Origin of the sequence: Streptomyces zaehneri (assembly GCF_032248645.1) — a bacterium.
Lineage (GTDB): Bacteria > Actinomycetota > Actinomycetes > Streptomycetales > Streptomycetaceae > Streptomyces > Streptomyces coriariae.
This window is the reverse complement of sequence record NZ_JASTTJ010000029.1, coordinates 40,549-56,319: the sequence shown is the minus strand read 5'-3', so window position 1 is coordinate 56,319 and position 15,771 is coordinate 40,549. Positions and strand designations below refer to the sequence as shown.

General features: G+C 70.7%; 15 protein-coding genes. 8 read left to right on the top strand and 7 right to left on the bottom strand.

From position 1 onward, the window contains the following. Positions 1-17: 17 nt before the first annotated feature. Complete coding sequence (locus tag QQM72_RS35260) at positions 18-1,523, bottom strand: peptide MFS transporter (protein WP_314224870.1); 1,506 nt, start codon at positions 1,521-1,523, stop codon at positions 18-20. A gap of 527 nt (positions 1,524-2,050) precedes the next feature. Here QQM72_RS35260 and QQM72_RS35255 point away from each other — a divergent pair. Beyond that, positions 2,051-2,728, top strand: coding sequence for a response regulator transcription factor (locus QQM72_RS35255; protein ID WP_314224869.1), 678 nt, complete (start codon positions 2,051-2,053; stop codon positions 2,726-2,728). 139 nt (positions 2,729-2,867) lie between these two features. After that, complete coding sequence (locus QQM72_RS35250; protein WP_314224868.1) at positions 2,868-4,142, top strand: ATP-binding protein; 1,275 nt, start codon at positions 2,868-2,870, stop codon at positions 4,140-4,142. An 84-nt stretch (positions 4,143-4,226) separates the two neighbouring features. Here the strand turns inward: QQM72_RS35250 and QQM72_RS35245 are convergent, their stop codons facing one another. Next, positions 4,227-4,742 (bottom strand): GtrA family protein, encoded by a 516-nt coding sequence (locus QQM72_RS35245; RefSeq protein ID WP_314224867.1) that lies wholly within the window; start codon positions 4,740-4,742, stop codon positions 4,227-4,229. Between the two features lie 198 nt (positions 4,743-4,940). On the opposite strand from QQM72_RS35245, the gene QQM72_RS35240 reads away from it, so the two are divergent. Genes QQM72_RS35240 through QQM72_RS35230 form a run of 3 tightly spaced genes read left to right on the top strand, consistent with a single transcriptional unit; the run spans position 4,941 to position 7,815 of the window. Next, positions 4,941-6,113, top strand: coding sequence for a 5-(carboxyamino)imidazole ribonucleotide synthase (locus tag QQM72_RS35240; RefSeq protein ID WP_314224866.1), 1,173 nt, complete (start codon positions 4,941-4,943; stop codon positions 6,111-6,113). Further along, complete coding sequence (gene purE / locus QQM72_RS35235; RefSeq protein WP_078615627.1) at positions 6,110-6,631, top strand: 5-(carboxyamino)imidazole ribonucleotide mutase; 522 nt, start codon at positions 6,110-6,112, stop codon at positions 6,629-6,631. Before QQM72_RS35240 ends, purE begins: the two co-directional genes overlap by 4 nt. Positions 6,632-6,636: 5 nt before the next feature. Beyond that, positions 6,637-7,815: a dipeptidase gene (locus tag QQM72_RS35230; protein WP_314224865.1), complete on the top strand. Its 1,179-nt coding sequence runs from the start codon at positions 6,637-6,639 to the stop codon at positions 7,813-7,815. Here the strand turns inward: QQM72_RS35230 and QQM72_RS35225 are convergent. Continuing rightward, positions 7,764-8,093 carry a VOC family protein gene (locus QQM72_RS35225; RefSeq protein WP_314224864.1) on the bottom strand — a complete coding sequence of 110 codons (330 nt, stop codon included), beginning with the start codon at positions 8,091-8,093 and terminating at the stop codon, positions 7,764-7,766. The genes QQM72_RS35230 and QQM72_RS35225 overlap by 52 nt on opposite strands. A gap of 209 nt (positions 8,094-8,302) precedes the next feature. Then, positions 8,303-8,662 carry a VOC family protein gene (locus QQM72_RS35220; RefSeq protein WP_314224863.1) on the bottom strand — a complete coding sequence of 120 codons (360 nt, stop codon included), beginning with the start codon at positions 8,660-8,662 and terminating at the stop codon, positions 8,303-8,305. Between the two features lie 93 nt (positions 8,663-8,755). On the opposite strand from QQM72_RS35220, the gene QQM72_RS35215 reads away from it, so the two are divergent. Then, positions 8,756-9,292, top strand: coding sequence for a CGNR zinc finger domain-containing protein (locus QQM72_RS35215; RefSeq protein ID WP_314224862.1), 537 nt, complete (start codon positions 8,756-8,758; stop codon positions 9,290-9,292). Between the two features lie 204 nt (positions 9,293-9,496). On the opposite strand, the gene QQM72_RS35210 is transcribed toward QQM72_RS35215, so the two are convergent. Further along, positions 9,497-10,840 (bottom strand): UDP-glucose dehydrogenase family protein, encoded by a 1,344-nt coding sequence (locus QQM72_RS35210; RefSeq protein ID WP_314224861.1) that lies wholly within the window; start codon positions 10,838-10,840, stop codon positions 9,497-9,499. A 198-nt stretch (positions 10,841-11,038) separates the two neighbouring features. On the opposite strand from QQM72_RS35210, the gene QQM72_RS35205 reads away from it, so the two are divergent. Next, positions 11,039-12,196: an acyl-CoA dehydrogenase family protein gene (locus QQM72_RS35205; protein ID WP_314224860.1), complete on the top strand. Its 1,158-nt coding sequence runs from the start codon at positions 11,039-11,041 to the stop codon at positions 12,194-12,196. Positions 12,197-12,355: 159 nt separating this feature from the next. Here the strand turns inward: QQM72_RS35205 and QQM72_RS35200 are convergent, their stop codons facing one another. Further along, positions 12,356-13,660: a M48 family metallopeptidase gene (locus QQM72_RS35200; protein WP_314224859.1), complete on the bottom strand. Its 1,305-nt coding sequence runs from the start codon at positions 13,658-13,660 to the stop codon at positions 12,356-12,358. Positions 13,661-13,759: 99 nt separating this feature from the next. Next, a complete protein-coding gene (locus QQM72_RS35195; RefSeq protein ID WP_314224858.1) occupies positions 13,760-14,320 on the bottom strand; it encodes an acyl-CoA thioesterase in 561 nt (186 codons plus the stop codon). Positions 14,321-14,440: 120 nt separating this feature from the next. On the opposite strand from QQM72_RS35195, the gene QQM72_RS35190 reads away from it, so the two are divergent. Then, a complete protein-coding gene (locus tag QQM72_RS35190; protein ID WP_314224857.1) occupies positions 14,441-15,721 on the top strand; it encodes an LCP family protein in 1,281 nt (426 codons plus the stop codon). Positions 15,722-15,771: the final 50 nt, after the last annotated feature.

Here is a 15,771-nt window from a genome sequence, read left to right as displayed (position 1 = left end):
ATGCGCGGGAGCGGACGTCAGTGGACGTCGCCCATCAGTCGCTTGACCTTGCCGCGGTACATCCACACCGCGACGCCGGCGAGCACGGCGAGGACGGCTTCCAACGCCACGAAGCCCATCTTGTCCAGGTTGACCCCGCCGACGGCCGGGTTGGAGAGCAGGGCGGTGAACGAGTCGCCCGCGGTGACCGCGAGGAACCAGACACCCATCATCTGCGAGGCGTACTTCGCGGGAGCCATCTTCGTGGTGACCGACAGGCCGACCGGGGAGAGGGTCAGCTCACCGATCGTCTGGATGAAGTAGATCGCGACGATCCACAGCGCCGCGGCCTTGTGGCCGCCGTCGGCGATCGACAGCGGGATGAGGAAGACGAAGAACGACGCGCCGACCAGGATGAGACCGGAGGCGAACTTCACGACCGTGCTCGGCTCCTTGCCGCGCCGGTTCAGCCACAGCCACAGCCAGGCGAAGACCGGGGCCGCGGCCATGATCATGACCGGGTTGACCGACTGGTACCAGGAGACCGGGAACTCCCAGCCGAACACGCTGTTGTCGGCCGAGGAGTCGGCGAAGATCGACAGCGTGGTGGCGCCCTGGTCGTAGATCATCCAGAACACGGCGGCGGCCACGAAGAACCAGACGTACGCCGACACCCGCGACTGCTCGGTGGGGTCCAGCGCCTTGTCCCGCCTTATGCGGGCGATCACCCAGACCGGGACGATCAGCCCGATGACGGTGAGCGGGATCATGGCCCAGTTGAGCGTGAAGTGGCCGGAGAGGCCGACGGCGCCGTAGAAGACCGCGGCGGCGGCCAGCCAGAACAGGCCCTTGCGCAGGGTGGACGTCTTCTCGGCGGCGGACATCGGGGTCGGCACGATGTCGCTGCGCGAGCTCAGGTGGCGGGTGCCGAGCAGGAACTGGGCCAGGCCCAGCGCCATGCCGAGCGCGGCCAGCGCGAAGCCGAGGTGCCAGTCGACCTTCTCGCCGACGGTGCCGATGATCAGCGGCGCGGCGAAGGCGCCGGTGTTGATACCGACGTAGAAGACGGTGAAGCCACCGTCGCGGCGGGGGTCGTTCGGGCCGTCGTAGAGGTGGCCGACCATCGTGGAGATGTTGGCCTTCAGCAGCCCCGAGCCGAGCGCCACGAGGGCGAGGCCGACGTAGAAGACGCCGGCCACGGGCACCGCGAGAGTCAGGTGGCCCAGCATGATGATCAGGCCGGCGAGGGCGACCGTCTTGCGGGGGCCGAGGACGCGGTCCGCGAACCAGCCGCCGGGGAGGGCGAGCAGGTACACCAGGGACACGTACACCGAAGCGATGGTGATCGCGGTCGCGGTGTCGAGGTGCAGGCCCGTCGGAGCCACGAGGTACAGCGGGAGCAGGGCCTTCATGCCGTAGTAGGAGAAACGCTCCCACATCTCGGTCATGAAGAGAGTGGCCAGTCCGCGGGGGTGGCCGAAGAAGGTCTTCCCGGAGCCGGGTGTGCCCGGGCGGACCGAGTCCTTCGTCAGGCTGGACGCCATGTCGTTCCTTGCTGCTCGGGACGCGCGCCGCAGTGGAGCCTTGCGCGCCCGGTGGGGGGCGGCCGGCACCGGCGGAGCGCGTCGTCCACCCCCACGCCCCGGGGGAGTCCGCTCCGGGTCTCGGAGCGGCGGACGGCGACCACCGGGATCCACGCCCCCTCGAGTCGGGGGCCCGGCCACAGGTCATTCCTTTGGAGGCCGGCGGGGACCGGCCCGCACACGAAGGAGACCCTCGACGTCTAGCCGACCGCCGAAGGTCCGTGCGTGCTACAGGCGTTACCTCACCATACGGCAGCACAACGCCTGATATGGAAGGACTTGAGACACGGATCACAGGTGATCAAGGAGCCGTGGGCGAGGATTTGAAGGTCTCCACCAGGATGCCATCCACCGACCGTAGGTCCGTACCAAGATCGACGGGGGGAGGGCCGGTCGCTCGGCATGCCGTCTGTCCGGCATGTCCGTGAGTAAGAAACGGCCGGGCGATCACACTTCGGCCGCCGCCCGGCGCGGACTACCATCAGCTCATGACCCGTGTACTGCTCGCCGAGGACGACGCGTCCATCTCGGAGCCGCTGGCCCGCGCCCTGCGCCGGGAAGGTTACGAGGTCGAGGTGCGTGAGGACGGCCCCACCGCGCTCGACGCCGGAATGCAGGGCGGCGTCGACCTGGTCGTGCTCGACCTCGGGCTGCCCGGCATGGACGGTCTGGAGGTGGCCCGCCGACTGCGCTCGGAGGGCCACGCCATCCCGATCCTCATCCTGACCGCGCGCGCCGACGAGGTGGACACCGTCGTCGGTCTGGACGCGGGCGCCGACGACTACGTCACCAAGCCCTTCCGGCTCGCCGAGCTGCTGGCCCGGGTCCGGGCCCTGCTGCGGCGCGGCGCGACCGAGCCCCAGCAGCCGCCCGCCACGCACGGCGTCCGCATCGACGTGGAGTCGCACCGCGCCTGGATGGGCGAGGAGGAACTCCAGCTCACGGCCAAGGAGTTCGACCTGCTGCGGGTCCTCGTCCGGGACGCGGGCCGGGTCGTCACCCGTGACCAGCTGATGCGCGAGGTCTGGGACACCACCTGGTGGTCGTCGACCAAGACCCTCGACATGCACATCTCCTGGCTGCGCAAGAAGCTCGGCGACGACGCGGCGAACCCCCGTTACATCGCCACCGTGCGGGGCGTCGGCTTCCGCTTCGAGAAGAGCTGAGCCGAGCGCTCCGCGGGGCGGCCCGACCATGCGCGTCGCGTGGTCGGGTGCGGGTCGGTGGGGGCCGGCCGCGCAGTTCCCCGTGCCCCTGAGCCGGTTTCCCGCACCGGTCTTGTGAAGTCACCCTCCGGAGGGCACCGTGCGTCGCCGTCTCATTCAGTCCACCCTTGCCGTGGTGCTCGTCGTCATCGCCGTCTTCGGGGTGTCCCTCGTCATCGTCGAGACCCGCACGATCAGCAACAGCGCCCAGGAACGGGTGGACTCCGAGGCGCTGCGGCTGGCCAGCATCGTGGACAGCCGGCTGGTGGGCTCGGAGAACGTCACCGCCGAGATACTGCGCGACCAGGTCACGCAGGACCGCTACGCCGAGATCCGGATCCCCGGCCGGCCGGTCATCCAGGTCGGCACCGAGCCCCAGGGCGATGTGATCAAGGCGACGGCCCGGGGTGAGGAGGGTGAGACCGTCCTCGTGCAGGAGCCGCGCTCCACGGTCACCCGGGAGGTAGGCCGCACGCTGCTCATCATCGGCCTGGTGGCGCTGCTCGCGGTGATCGCGGCGGTGCTGCTGGCCATCCGCCAGGCCAACCGGCTCGCCTCCCCCCTGACCGACCTCGCCGAGACGGCGGAGCGGCTGGGCTCGGGCGACCCGCGGCCCCGGCACAAGCGGTACGCCGTTCCCGAGCTCGACCGGGTCGCCGACGTCCTCGACGCCTCCGCCGAGCGCATCGCCCGCATGCTGACCGCCGAGCGCCGCCTCGCGGCGGACGCCTCCCACCAGCTGCGCACGCCGCTGACGGCCCTCTCGATGCGCCTGGAGGAGATCACCCTCACCGACGACCCGGACACCGTGAAGGAGGAGGCGACGATCGCCCTGACGCAGGTGGAGCGCCTGACGGACGTGGTCGAACGCCTGCTGACCAACGCCCGGGACCCCCGCACCGGCTCGGCGGTCACCTTCGACCTCGACGAGGTCATCCAGCAGCAGCTCGCCGAGTGGCGCCCCGCCTACCGCGGCGTGGGCCGGGCCATCGTCAGCTCCGGAAAGCGCCATCTGCGGGCGGTGGGCACGCCCGGCGCGGTCGCCCAGGTCCTGGCAGCCCTGATCGAGAACTCCCTCATGCACGGCGGCGGCACGGTGGCGCTGCGCACCCGTGTCACCGGCAACCAGTCCGTGGTCGAGGTCACCGACGAGGGTCCCGGCGTCCCCGCCGATCTGGGCGCCCGCATCTTCGAGCGGGCCATCAGCGGCCGCAACTCCACGGGCATCGGCCTGGCGGTGGCCCGTGACCTGGCGGAGGCCGACGGCGGCCGCCTGGAGATGCTCCAGGCCCAGCCCCCGATCTTCGGGCTGTTCCTGTCCAGTACGCCCCCGCAGAAGCGGACCGCGCAGGACGGCGAGCCGACGGTCAGGTAGGACGGTCGGGTACGACGGTCAGGTAGGGCGGTCGGGTACGACGGTCAGCCGACCCGCTGCCCGGCCCCTCTGCTCGGACCCGGGTCAGCCGACCCGCTGCCCGGCCCTCGGCTCGGGCCCCCGGGACTGCCCGGTCACCGTCAGGAACGATTCGGCGTCGGCCACGGCCTCCTTCGCGGGCAGCGTCCGGAACACCCACGTCCGGTACGACCAGAACCGGAACAGCGTCGCGATCCCGATGCCGACGAACTTGAACACGTTGCTCTGGATCGGGCTGTCCCAGCCGAACCCGTACGTGGCCGCGAACAGCAGACCGTTCTCGATCACCAGTCCCACCACGCTGAACAGCAGGAACAGCGTCAGTTCCTTCGTCCGCCGGCTCTTGTCGCGGTCACGGTAGGTGAAGTAGCGGAACCCCACGTAGTTGAAGGCGATGGCCACGACCGTCGCTATGACGCTGGCCCGCACCACCTGAAGGTCGGTGAGATGCCGGACGAGGTTGAAGACTCCGAGGTTGACGAGCAGCCCCGCGCCGCCCACGGCTCCGAACTTCGCGAGCTCGCGGACGACCCTCCTCAGCCCCGAGGAACCATGCGCCATGGTCGTACAGGCCCCCGTCCGGGTTCGGTTTCGTCAACCCAGCCATGCTAACCACCACTCTTGTCGGTTTCCTGTGGTCCGGCTCACGGGCCCGTGACCAGGGGGGAAGAAGCGGGGAAACGGTCGGTATGAGACGGGGAAGGGCCCGGTAAGAGGCACGGAATTCGGCCGCGGTGGCGTGGCCGATACCCTGGGGTCGTGACGTTCCCGGTAGTCGGCATGGTCGGCGGGGGCCAGCTCGCTCGTATGACACACGAGGCGGGCATCCCGCTCGGCATCAGATTCAAGCTCCTCAGTGACACCCCACTGGATTCCGCGGCGCAGGTCGTGAGCGATGTCGTCATCGGCGACTATCGCGATCTCGACACGCTCCGTGAGTTCGCGCGGGGGTGCGATGTGATCACCTTCGATCACGAGCACGTACCCACCGAGCACCTCAGGGCGCTCCAGGCGGACGGCATCCCCGTCCGCCCTGGCCCCGACGCGCTGGTGCACGCCCAGGACAAGGGGGTGATGCGCGCGCGGCTCGACGCGATCGGCGTCCCGTGCCCCCGGCACAGGATCGTGACCGACCCGGCCGACGTCGCCGCGTTCGCCGCCGAAGGCCTGGCCGAGGGCGCCGAGGGCGACGGCTTCCCGGTGGTCCTCAAGACCGTCCGCGGCGGCTACGACGGCAAGGGCGTGTGGGTCGTCGACTCGGTCGAGGAGGCGGCGGACCCCTTCCGGGCCGGCGTCCCCGTCCTCGCGGAGGAGAAGGTCGACTACGTCCGCGAGCTCGCCGCCAACGTCGTGCGCTCCCCGCACGGGCAGGCGGTCGCGTACCCGGTCGTCGAGTCGCAGCAGGTGGGCGGCGTCTGCGACACGGTGATCGCGCCCGCGCCCGGTCTGGACGGGTCCCTCGCCCTGCGCGCCGAGGAGATGGCCCTGCGCATCGCCAAGGAACTCGACGTGGTCGGCCACCTCGCGGTCGAGCTCTTCGAGATCCGTCACCCCGACGGGTCTGCCGGGGTCCTGGTCAACGAACTGGCGATGCGCCCGCACAACTCGGGCCACTGGTCGATGGACGGCGCGATCACCTCGCAGTTCGCCAACCACGTCCGCGCCGTCCTCGACCTCCCCCTCGGCGACCCGCGTCCGCGCGCCGGGTGGACGGTCATGGTCAACGTCCTCGGCGGCGACTACCCGGACATGTACTCCGCGTACCTGCACTGCATGGCCCGCGACCCCCAGCTGAAGATCCACATGTACGGCAAGGACGTGAAGCCCGGCCGCAAGGTCGGACACGTCAACACCTACGGCGACGACCTGGACGACGTCCTCGAACGCGCACGTCACGCAGCCGGTTACCTGAGAGGCACGATCACCGAATGAGCCCAGTTGTAGGCATCGTCATGGGGTCGGACAGCGACTGGCCGGTCATGGAGGCCGCAGCCCAGGTCCTCGACGAGTTCGAGATCGCGTACGAGGTCGACGTCGTCTCCGCGCACCGCATGCCGCGCGAGATGGTCGCGTACGGCGAGCAGGCGGACGGGCGCGGGCTCAAGGTGATCATCGCGGGCGCCGGCGGCGCCGCCCACCTCCCGGGCATGCTCGCCTCCGTCACCCCGCTGCCGGTGATCGGCGTACCCGTGCCCCTGAAGTACCTGGACGGCATGGACAGCCTGCTGTCGATCGTGCAGATGCCGGCCGGTGTCCCGGTCGCCACGGTCTCCGTGGGCGGCGCCCGCAACGCCGGGCTGCTGGCCGCCCGCATCCTCGCCACCCAGGACGAGGAGCTGCTCGCCCGCATGCGGGACTTCCAGCAGGAGCTGAACGACCAGGCCACCGAGAAGGGCAAGCGCCTGCGCGCCAAGGTCGAGGGCTCGAACGGCTTCGGTTTCGGAAAGTGACGCAGATGACCTCACTGGACGCGGCCCGCGAGCTCCTGCGCGAGTTCCCCGTCGTCGACGGCCACAACGACCTGCCCTGGGCGCTGCGCGAGCAGGTCCGCTACGACCTCGACGCCCGTGACATCGCCGGCCACCAGCACGCCCACCTGCACACCGACATCCCCCGGCTGCGCGCGGGCGGGGTCGGCGCGCAGTACTGGTCGGTGTACGTGCGCGCGGACCTGCCCGACGCGGTCCCGGCGACGCTGGAGCAGATCGACTGCGTACGGCGGCTCATCGCCCGCCACCCGCGGGACCTGCGTGCCGCGCTGACGGCCGCGGACATGGAGACGGCGCGCACGGAGGGCCGGATCGCCTCGCTCATGGGGGCGGAGGGCGGCCACTCCATCGCCAACTCGCTCGGCACCCTGCGCGGCCTGTACGCGCTCGGCGTGCGCTACATGACGCTCACCCACAACGACAACGTGGACTGGGCGGACTCCGCGACCGACGAGCCCAAGGCCGGCGGCCTGACCGCGTTCGGCCGCGAGGTCGTGCGCGAGATGAACCGCGAGGGCATGCTGGTCGACCTCTCGCACGTGGCGGCGACGACCATGAGGGATGCGCTCGACGCGACGGCCGCGCCGGTGATCTTCTCGCACTCCTCGGCGCGAGCGGTGTGCGACCACCCCCGCAACATCCCGGACGACGTCCTCGGACGCCTCCCCGCCAACGGCGGCATGGCGATGGTGACCTTCGTGCCGAAGTTCGTCCTCCAGGCGGCTGTCGACTGGACGGCCGCCGCCGACGACAACATGCGCGCGAACGGCTTCCACCACCTCGCCACCACGGCCGAGGCGATGAAGGTCCACCGGGTCTTCGAGGAGACGAACCCCCGCCCGATCGCCACCGTCGCCACGGTCGCCGACCACCTCGACCACATGCGCGAGGTGGCCGGCATCGACCACCTCGGCATCGGCGGCGACTACGACGGCACCGCCTTCACGCCCGACGGCCTCGACGACGTCTCCGGCTACCCGAACCTGATCGCGGAGCTCCTCGACCGCGGCTGGTCCAGGCCGGACCTCGCCAAGCTGACCTGGCAGAACGCGGTACGCGTACTCGGCGCGGCGGAGGACGTGGCCCGCGGCCTTCAGGCGACCCGGTCGCCGTCCCACGCGACGATCGAGTCGCTGGACGGCTGAGCGGGTCCGTCGGACAGGGCGGGGTAGTCGGTGTAGCCGTCGAGATCGAGGTGGAACTGCTGCGGATTGCGGTCGGCGCGCGGCCACTCCGGCGGGGTGTACCCCTCGACCTGCTGGAACGCGACCCGGGGACCGCCGGGGACGCGCAGGACGATCCAGTCGTCCGCACCGTCCTCGGCCTCGGGCGTACCGCCCAGGACCGCCGCGTAGAAGTCGGCGAGCGCGCGCGGGTCGGGACAGTCGAGGACGACGGAACGGAAACGGGCGACGGGCGGCATGGAATCCTCCTGGCTCGAACGCGATACGGGACTTCGACGGTCGTACGGGGGGCTTCGGCAGACGTACGGCTTCAGCGGTCGTGCGGCTTCAGCGGTCGTGCGGCTTCAGCGGCTGTGCCGCCTCATCGGCCGTGCGGCCTGATCGCTCGTGCGGCCTGATCGCTCGTGCGGCCTGATCGGTCGTGCGGGTTCCGGTGGTCGTGCGGGCCTCAGCAGCTGCACAGGCAGAACGGGTGCCCGGCCGGATCCGCGTACACACGCCAGCCGCGCGAGCGGTCCTCCGCGTCCAGCGGTTTCGCGCCCAGCGCCAGCACGCCCCGCTCGGCCGCGTCCAGGTCGTCGACGGTCAGGTCCAGATGGAACTGCTGCGAGTGCTCGGGCGCGGGCCACGCGGGCGCTACGAACCCGGCGGCGGCCTGGAAGGCCAGCGACTGACCGCCGGGCACCTTCACGTCGACCCAGTCCCCCTCGCCCTCGACGGTGCCGCCCAGCACCTCGGCGTAGAAACCGGCCAGTGCGCCCGGGTCGGGACAGTCCAGAACGACGACACCCAGCTTGGCGAGAGCCATGACTTCCTCCTGGCGATCGGATGGGTTACCCCTAGAGACGGGTAACCAGTAACGGTTACTGCATGCTCCCGCATTGGCGGTAACGTCGCAAGCATGAATGACCGATCGGCGGCACCCGGGAGCCTGGCCCTGGTCGAGTCCCTGGTGAACACGCTGGACCTCGAGTCGGGCGCGGACGCGCTGGACACGGCGGAGGGCCGGGCCCGATTCGGGCTGCCGGAAAACCCTGAGAACACCGGCGCCGCCGGGGATGGCGTGGGCGAGGTGGCGCGCGCCCGCGAGCTGCGCGAGTCGCTGCGCGCGGCCCTGCTGGCCCACGCGGGCCATCCGCCGCACCGCGAGGTGACCCCGCTGGGCGAGCTGCTGGCGTCGGCGCCCCTGCTGGTGACGATCGACGAACACGACGGCTCCGCCCGCCTGGCCGCCGCCGGCGCGGCCTCGCTGCTCTCCCGTACGGCCGCCGCGGTGGCGGAGGCGCTGATCGCCGGCACCTGGACCCGGCTGAAGGCCTGCGAGGCCGTCACCTGCCACTGGGCGTACTACGACCGCAGTCCGGCGGGGCGCGGGCGCTGGTGCTCGATGCAGGTGTGCGGGGCGCGCGCGAAGATGCGCCGGTACCGGGCGAAGTAGTTCACCGGCCGGGGCACAGGCCGGTGGTGCAGAATGCAGCAAGACGCCGGTTCGGCCGACTGAGCCTCGGCCGAACCGGCGTCGCTCCGTAGACCTCTGCCCGCGCCTCGCGCGTGGCGGTGCCCGTGCTTGTGCCGGCGCATGCGCCCCGCGCCGTGCCCGTGCTTGTTCCGGTGCCGGTGCGGGCGCTGCCTGTTCCGGTGCTTATGCGGTCGGGCGGCCCATCGCCCGGTACGTCCATCCGGCCTTGCGCCACAGGACCGGGTCGAGCGCGTTGCGCCCGTCGAGGACCAGCCGGGTCGTCGCGACCTCCGCGAGCCGCGCCGGGTCGAGCTCGCGGAACTCCTGCCACTCGGTGAGGTGCAGTACGGCGTCGGCGCCCCGGACGGCCTCCAGGGCCGAGTCCGCGTACGCGAGCGTCGGGAAGACCCGGCGGGCGTTGGCCATGCCCTTCGGGTCGTACACCGTGACCTGCCCGCCCTGGAGATGGATCTGACCGGCGACATTGAGGGCGGGCGAGTCCCGTACGTCGTCGGAGTCGGGCTTGAAGGTGGCGCCGAGCACGGCGATCCGCTTGCCCAGGAAGGACCCGCCGCCCAGCGCCTGCCGGGCCAGCTCGACCATCTGTCCGCGCTGACGCATGTTGATGGAGTCGATCTCGCGCAGGAAGGTCAGCGCCTGGTCGGCGCCGAGCTCACCGGCACGGGCCATGAAGGCCCGGATGTCCTTGGGCAGGCAGCCGCCGCCGAACCCGATCCCCGCCCGCAGGAACTTCTTCCCGATCCGGTCGTCGTAGCCGATGGCCTCGGCCAGCTTGGCGACGTCGCCGTCGGCGGCCTCGCACACCTCCGCCATGGCGTTGATGAAGGAGATCTTGGTGGCGAGGAAGGAGTTCGCGGAGGTCTTCACCAGCTCGGCGGTGGGGAAGTCGGTGACGACGAACGGCGAGCCCTCGCCGATCGGCGTCTCGTACACCTGCCGCAGCAGCGCCTCGGCCCGCTCGCTGCGCACCCCGACGACGATGCGGTCCGGGTGCAGGGTGTCCTGGACCGCGAACCCCTCGCGCAGGAACTCCGGGTTCCAGGCGAGCTCGGCGTCCGCACCGGCGGGCGCCAGCTCGGCGATCGTCCGGGCCAGCCGGTCGGCGGAACCCACCGGCACGGTGGACTTGCCGACGACGAGCGCGGGCCGCGCCAGATGCGGCGCGAGGGAGCCCATGGCGGACTCGACGTACGACATGTCGCACGCGTACTCACCGTGCTTCTGCGGGGTGTTGACGCACACGAAGTGGACGTCGCCGAACGCACCCACCTCGGCCCAGTCCTGGGTGAAGCGCAGCCGTCCGCTGGATCCCTCGAACCCGGGGACGTGCCGGCGCAGCAGCTCCTCGAGCCCCGGCTCGTACATGGGGGTCTCGCCGCGTTCCAGCATCTCGATCTTCTCGCGCACGACATCGAGAGCGAGCACCTCGAAACCCAGCTCGGCCATGGCCGCGGCGTGCGTCGCGCCGAGATAGCCGGTGCCGATCACGGTGATCTTGAGGGCCATGAATGCTCCAGGTGGGGATGCCGTCGCTGCGCGCCCGAGCATAGTCGGGGCATGTCGGCTCCCCTCACCGGGCAGTTGTCACAAGAAGGCACCCTGTCGCCAAACTCACGTATCACTCGGGTGGGTGGACCTCTAAAATTTGAGTTACTTAACGGTAATTAGCGTCGGTGACCGTAGCGTTTTGGAGCGTGAGACACCTTGGCCGGATCGGCTGACTTCGACCTGTACCGCCCGTCCGAGGAGCACGACATGCTCCGCGACGCCATCCGCTCGCTGTCCGAGGCGAAGATCGCGCCGTACGCCGCCGCGGTGGACGAGGAGGCCCGCTTCCCGCAGGAGGCGCTGGACGCGCTGGTGGCGAGCGACCTGCACGCGGTGCACGTGCCCGAGTCGTACGGCGGCGCGGGGGCGGACGCCCTCGCCACGGTGATCGTGATCGAGGAGGTGGCGCGGGTCTGTGTGTCCTCCTCGCTGATCCCCGCGGTGAACAAGCTGGGTTCGCTGCCGGTGATCCTGTCGGGCTCCGAGGACCTGAAGAAGAGGTACCTGACGCCGCTCGCCAAGGGCGACGCGATGTTCTCGTACGCCCTCTCCGAGCCGGACGCGGGCTCGGACGCGGCCGGTATGAAGACCAAGGCGGTCCGGGACGGCGACCACTGGATCCTGAACGGCGTGAAGCGCTGGATCACCAACGCGGGCGTCTCCGAGTACTACACGGTGATGGCCGTGACGGACCCGACGAAGCGCTCGAAGGGCATCTCGGCCTTCGTCGTGGAGAAGTCCGACCCGGGTGTCTCCTTCGGCGCCCCGGAGAAGAAGCTGGGCATCAAGGGCTCCCCGACCCGCGAGGTCTATTTCGACAACGTCCGCATTCCCGCCGACCGCATGATCGGCGAGGAGGGCACGGGCTTCCTGACCGCGATGAAGACCCTGGACCACACCCGCATCACGATCGCCGCGCAGGCGCTGGGTGTCGCCCAGGGCGCCTTCGACTACGCCAAGGGCTACGTCCAGGAGCGCAAGCAGTTCGGCAAGGCGATCGCCGACTTCCAGGGCATCCAGTTCATGCTCGCCGACATGGCCATGAAGATCGAGGCCGCCCGTCAGCTGACGTACGCGGCGGCGGCCAAGTCCGAGCGACTGGACGCCGACCTCACCTTCCAGGGCGCGGCCGCGAAGTGCTTCGCCTCGGACGTGGCGATGGAGGTCACCACGGACGCGGTCCAGCTCCTCGGCGGCTACGGCTACACCCGGGACTACCCGGTGGAGCGCATGATGCGCGACGCGAAGATCACCCAGATTTATGAGGGCACGAACCAGGTCCAGCGGATCGTCATGGCGCGAAACCTGCCGTAACCGGCCACCGAGCCGACGGAAGCGAAGGGTGCCCGGGGGGAACCGGGCGCCCTTCGCCGTTTCCGGTCCCCGCCGTCGGCCCTGACCGCCGTCCGTCCTGACCGCCGTCGCTCCTCGCCGTCGCTCCTCGCCGTCGCTCCTCGCTGTCGGTCCTCGGTGTCAGTCCTCGAAGGACGGCCCGTCCCGGATGATTCGGCGGCCCAGCCACCGACGGGCCTCGGCGAGTTCCGCGGCGATGCGGTCGGCCCGGTCGCCGTCCACCGCCACGGCCGCGGGCAGCCGCTCGCCGGCGGCCAGGCCGGCGCGCCTGAGGTGGGTCGGCGGGTGGGTCGCGTCCACGCTGTGGCCGCGCAGGGCGGCCACCCGTCGCTGACGTTCGTACTCGGAGTCCGGGACGGACGCCATGTGCGCCGTCAGCCGCTCCCACAGCTCGTCCGCCCGGTCCTCGGCGCCGCGGTAGCCGCTCGGGCCGGTCAGCGCGGCCCGGTTCGCCTCCCGGAGCAGGACGCCTTCGACCGAGTCGGTCACCAGCATGCGGTCCGTGAGCCCCAGGGCGGCTTCGGTGGAGCCGACCTGGGCGGACATCCGGTCGGCGAGGTACTCGGCGCGCTGGGACGCGCGCAGCGTCAGCCGGTCGAGCAGGAGCAGTACACCGGTCACGAGCCAGTAGGGGGCGAGGAGGAGCAGGTTGGTGAGCAGCCGCAGGGCCGAGTCGGCGGGATCGGGATCGTCGTCGGGCGAGAAGCAGTACGCCCAGGTGGTCAGGGACGCGTAGGCGCTGCCCAGGACCGTGTGATGGCGGACGTCGCCGTTGCTGTAGTGGCCGAGTTCGTGACCCAGCAGGGCGACGCGCTGCTGGGGGGTGAGGATCTCCCAGTACGGCATCCCCAGCACCAGCATCCGGCGTCCGCGCACTCCGTACGCCTGGACGCCCGCGTTGACCACGTCGTTGATCACGATGGCGTCCACGCCCCGGGTGCCTGCCACGCCGGCCACCTCGTCGACCAGCGCGAACAGGGTGGGGGCATCGTCGCGGTACAGCACCGGCACGTTGTCGGGGAGCCTGGCCGTCCGCGGCCGGAGGATCCAGGCGAGCAGCAACAGGAGCAGGCCGGGCAGCATCAGCCAGCCGCCCCGGCCGTCGACGAGGCACCAGACTCCACCGGCCACCACCGCCGCCGTCACGCCGTGCACGGCCAGCGCGATCACGAGGGCCAGGACTGCGGAGGCGTCCCTGCGGGCGCGCAGGTCCCCGCCGGAGACGACGTCGGCGTGCAGTTTCTCACCGTGCCGACGGGCCAGCGCGCGCCGCGTCCGTTCCAGCCGGCCCGGTTCCTTCCGCGGGCCTTCCGGGTCGACGTTCCAGTCGCACGCCGCGCACCAGACGGTGAAGCGCGCGTCCCCGCCGATCCCGGCCCCGCACCGCGGGCACGGTCTGGTCGTCTCCTGTGTGCCTACGCTCATCGACGCGGACTCCCTCCCCCACGACCCCTCCCCAGAGGCCGTCCCTCACGTGACAGGCGGAAGCTGATCATGCCGAGGCGGGGCAGGTAAAGCGCCTGCTCAGTCCTCGAGGCCCTCCGCGACCCGGCGCTCGCGCAGTTCCCTGATCGCCCGGCGTCGGGCCAGGCGGTGGGTGCGGCGGATCTGGGCCTCCTGGTACCGCCTCTTGTCGCGTTCCGTCTCCGGGAGGACCGGGGGGACCGCGCGCGGCTTGCCGTCGGCGTCGACGGCGGCGAAGACCAGATAGGCCGAGCCGACCTGGGTGGGCGGAGCGGACTCGTTCCAGCGTTCGGCCAGGACCCGGACGCCGACCTCCATCGACGTCCGGCCGGTCCAGTTGACCTGCGCCTTCACATGGACGAGGTCACCGACGCGGACCGGCTCCAGGAACGCCATCTCGTCCATGGACGCGGTGACGGCGGGGCCGCCGGAGTGCCGTCCGGCCACCGCTCCCGCCGCGTCGTCGACGAGTTTCATGATCACGCCGCCGTGCACCGTCCCCAGCAGGTTGGTGTCGTTGTGGCTCATGATGTGGCTGAGGGTGGTGCGGGAGGCGGAGGTGGGCTTGCCCGGGATGTCCTGGGTGCTGCCCGACTCCGCCGCGGTGACCTGGTCTGTCATGTCCTCCACCTTATGCCGACGGGGACAACCCGGGACTTTGTGTCAGCTTGGCAACAGCGGGGCCCTGATTCTCCGACGGCCCTTGTACGGCACACAGCCCTGCCCTGCACACTGGTCCGCATGAACGATTGGCCCGAGGGGTGGTCCGACAGTGACCGCGGCAACCGGTACGGCGGCGGCAGCGCGAACGCGCAGCCCGAGAGCCCGCGTGTCATGCGGCAGGTCCGCCGCGGCCCCGCCGCGCCGCCGCAGGGCGCCGGAGTCCCGCCGCAGCCGTCGTACGTCAACGGCCAGGGACACGGCGACTACACGAACGCCCAGAACACCGGATACGACAGCGGCTACAGCTCGGGCGAGGTCTACGGGGGCGGCGGCGACTCCGGCGGCCCGGGGGGCCTCGGCACCCGCGCTCCGCGTCCCGCGCCGAACTGGCGCCGCCGCATCAAGTGGACGGCGATCACCGTCCTGACGGTGCTGGTCGTGACGTCGGTGGGCACCTACTTCTGGGCCGACGGCAAGCTGAACCGCGAGGTCGACCTGTCGAAGGTCATCGACCGGCCCGAGGCGGGCGAGGGCACGAACTACCTGATCGTCGGCTCCGACAGCCGTGAGGGCATGTCCGCCGAGGAGAAGAAGGAACTGCACACCGGTTCCGCCGAGGGCAAGCGCACGGACTCGATGATGATCCTGCACACCGGGTCCAACGGCGACACGCTGATCTCGCTCCCGCGCGACTCCGACGTGGAGATACCGACGTTCGTCGGTTCCGAGTCCGGCAAGACCTACAAGGGCACCGGCCGGCACGTGAAGCTGAACGCCGCCTACGCCGAGGACGGGCCGGAGCTGCTGGTGCGCACGGTCGAGTTCAACACCGGCCTGCGCATCGACCACTACGTGGAGATCGGCTTCGCCGGCTTCGCGAACATCGTGGACTCGGTGGGCGGCGTCGAGATCGACATCCCGCAGGACATCAAGGACACCAAGTCGGGCGCCGACTTCAAGAAGGGCAAGCAGACCCTGAACGGCGAGGAGGCCCTCGCGTTCGTCCGCACCCGGTACGCGCTCGCGGGCTCCGACCTGGACCGCACGAAGAACCAGCAGAAGTTCCTCGCGGCCCTCGCCAACCAGGTGGCCACCCCGGGCACCGTCCTCAACCCGTTCAAGCTCTACCCGACCATGAGCGCGGGCCTGGACACCCTGATCGTCGACAAGGACATGGGCCTGTACGACCTGGGGTCGATGTTCTTCGCGATGAAGGGCGTCAACAGCGGTGACGGCAAGTCGATGAACATGCCCATCTCCGGTTCCACCGGCGGCAACCTCGTCTGGGACAAGGCGAAGGTGAAGACGCTGGTCAGCCAGTTGAAGAACGACGAGAAGGTCACCGTCTCGGGCAACTGAGCCGGCCGCACGGCGGTATCACCCGGGGGCACCCGCACAGGGTGCCCCCG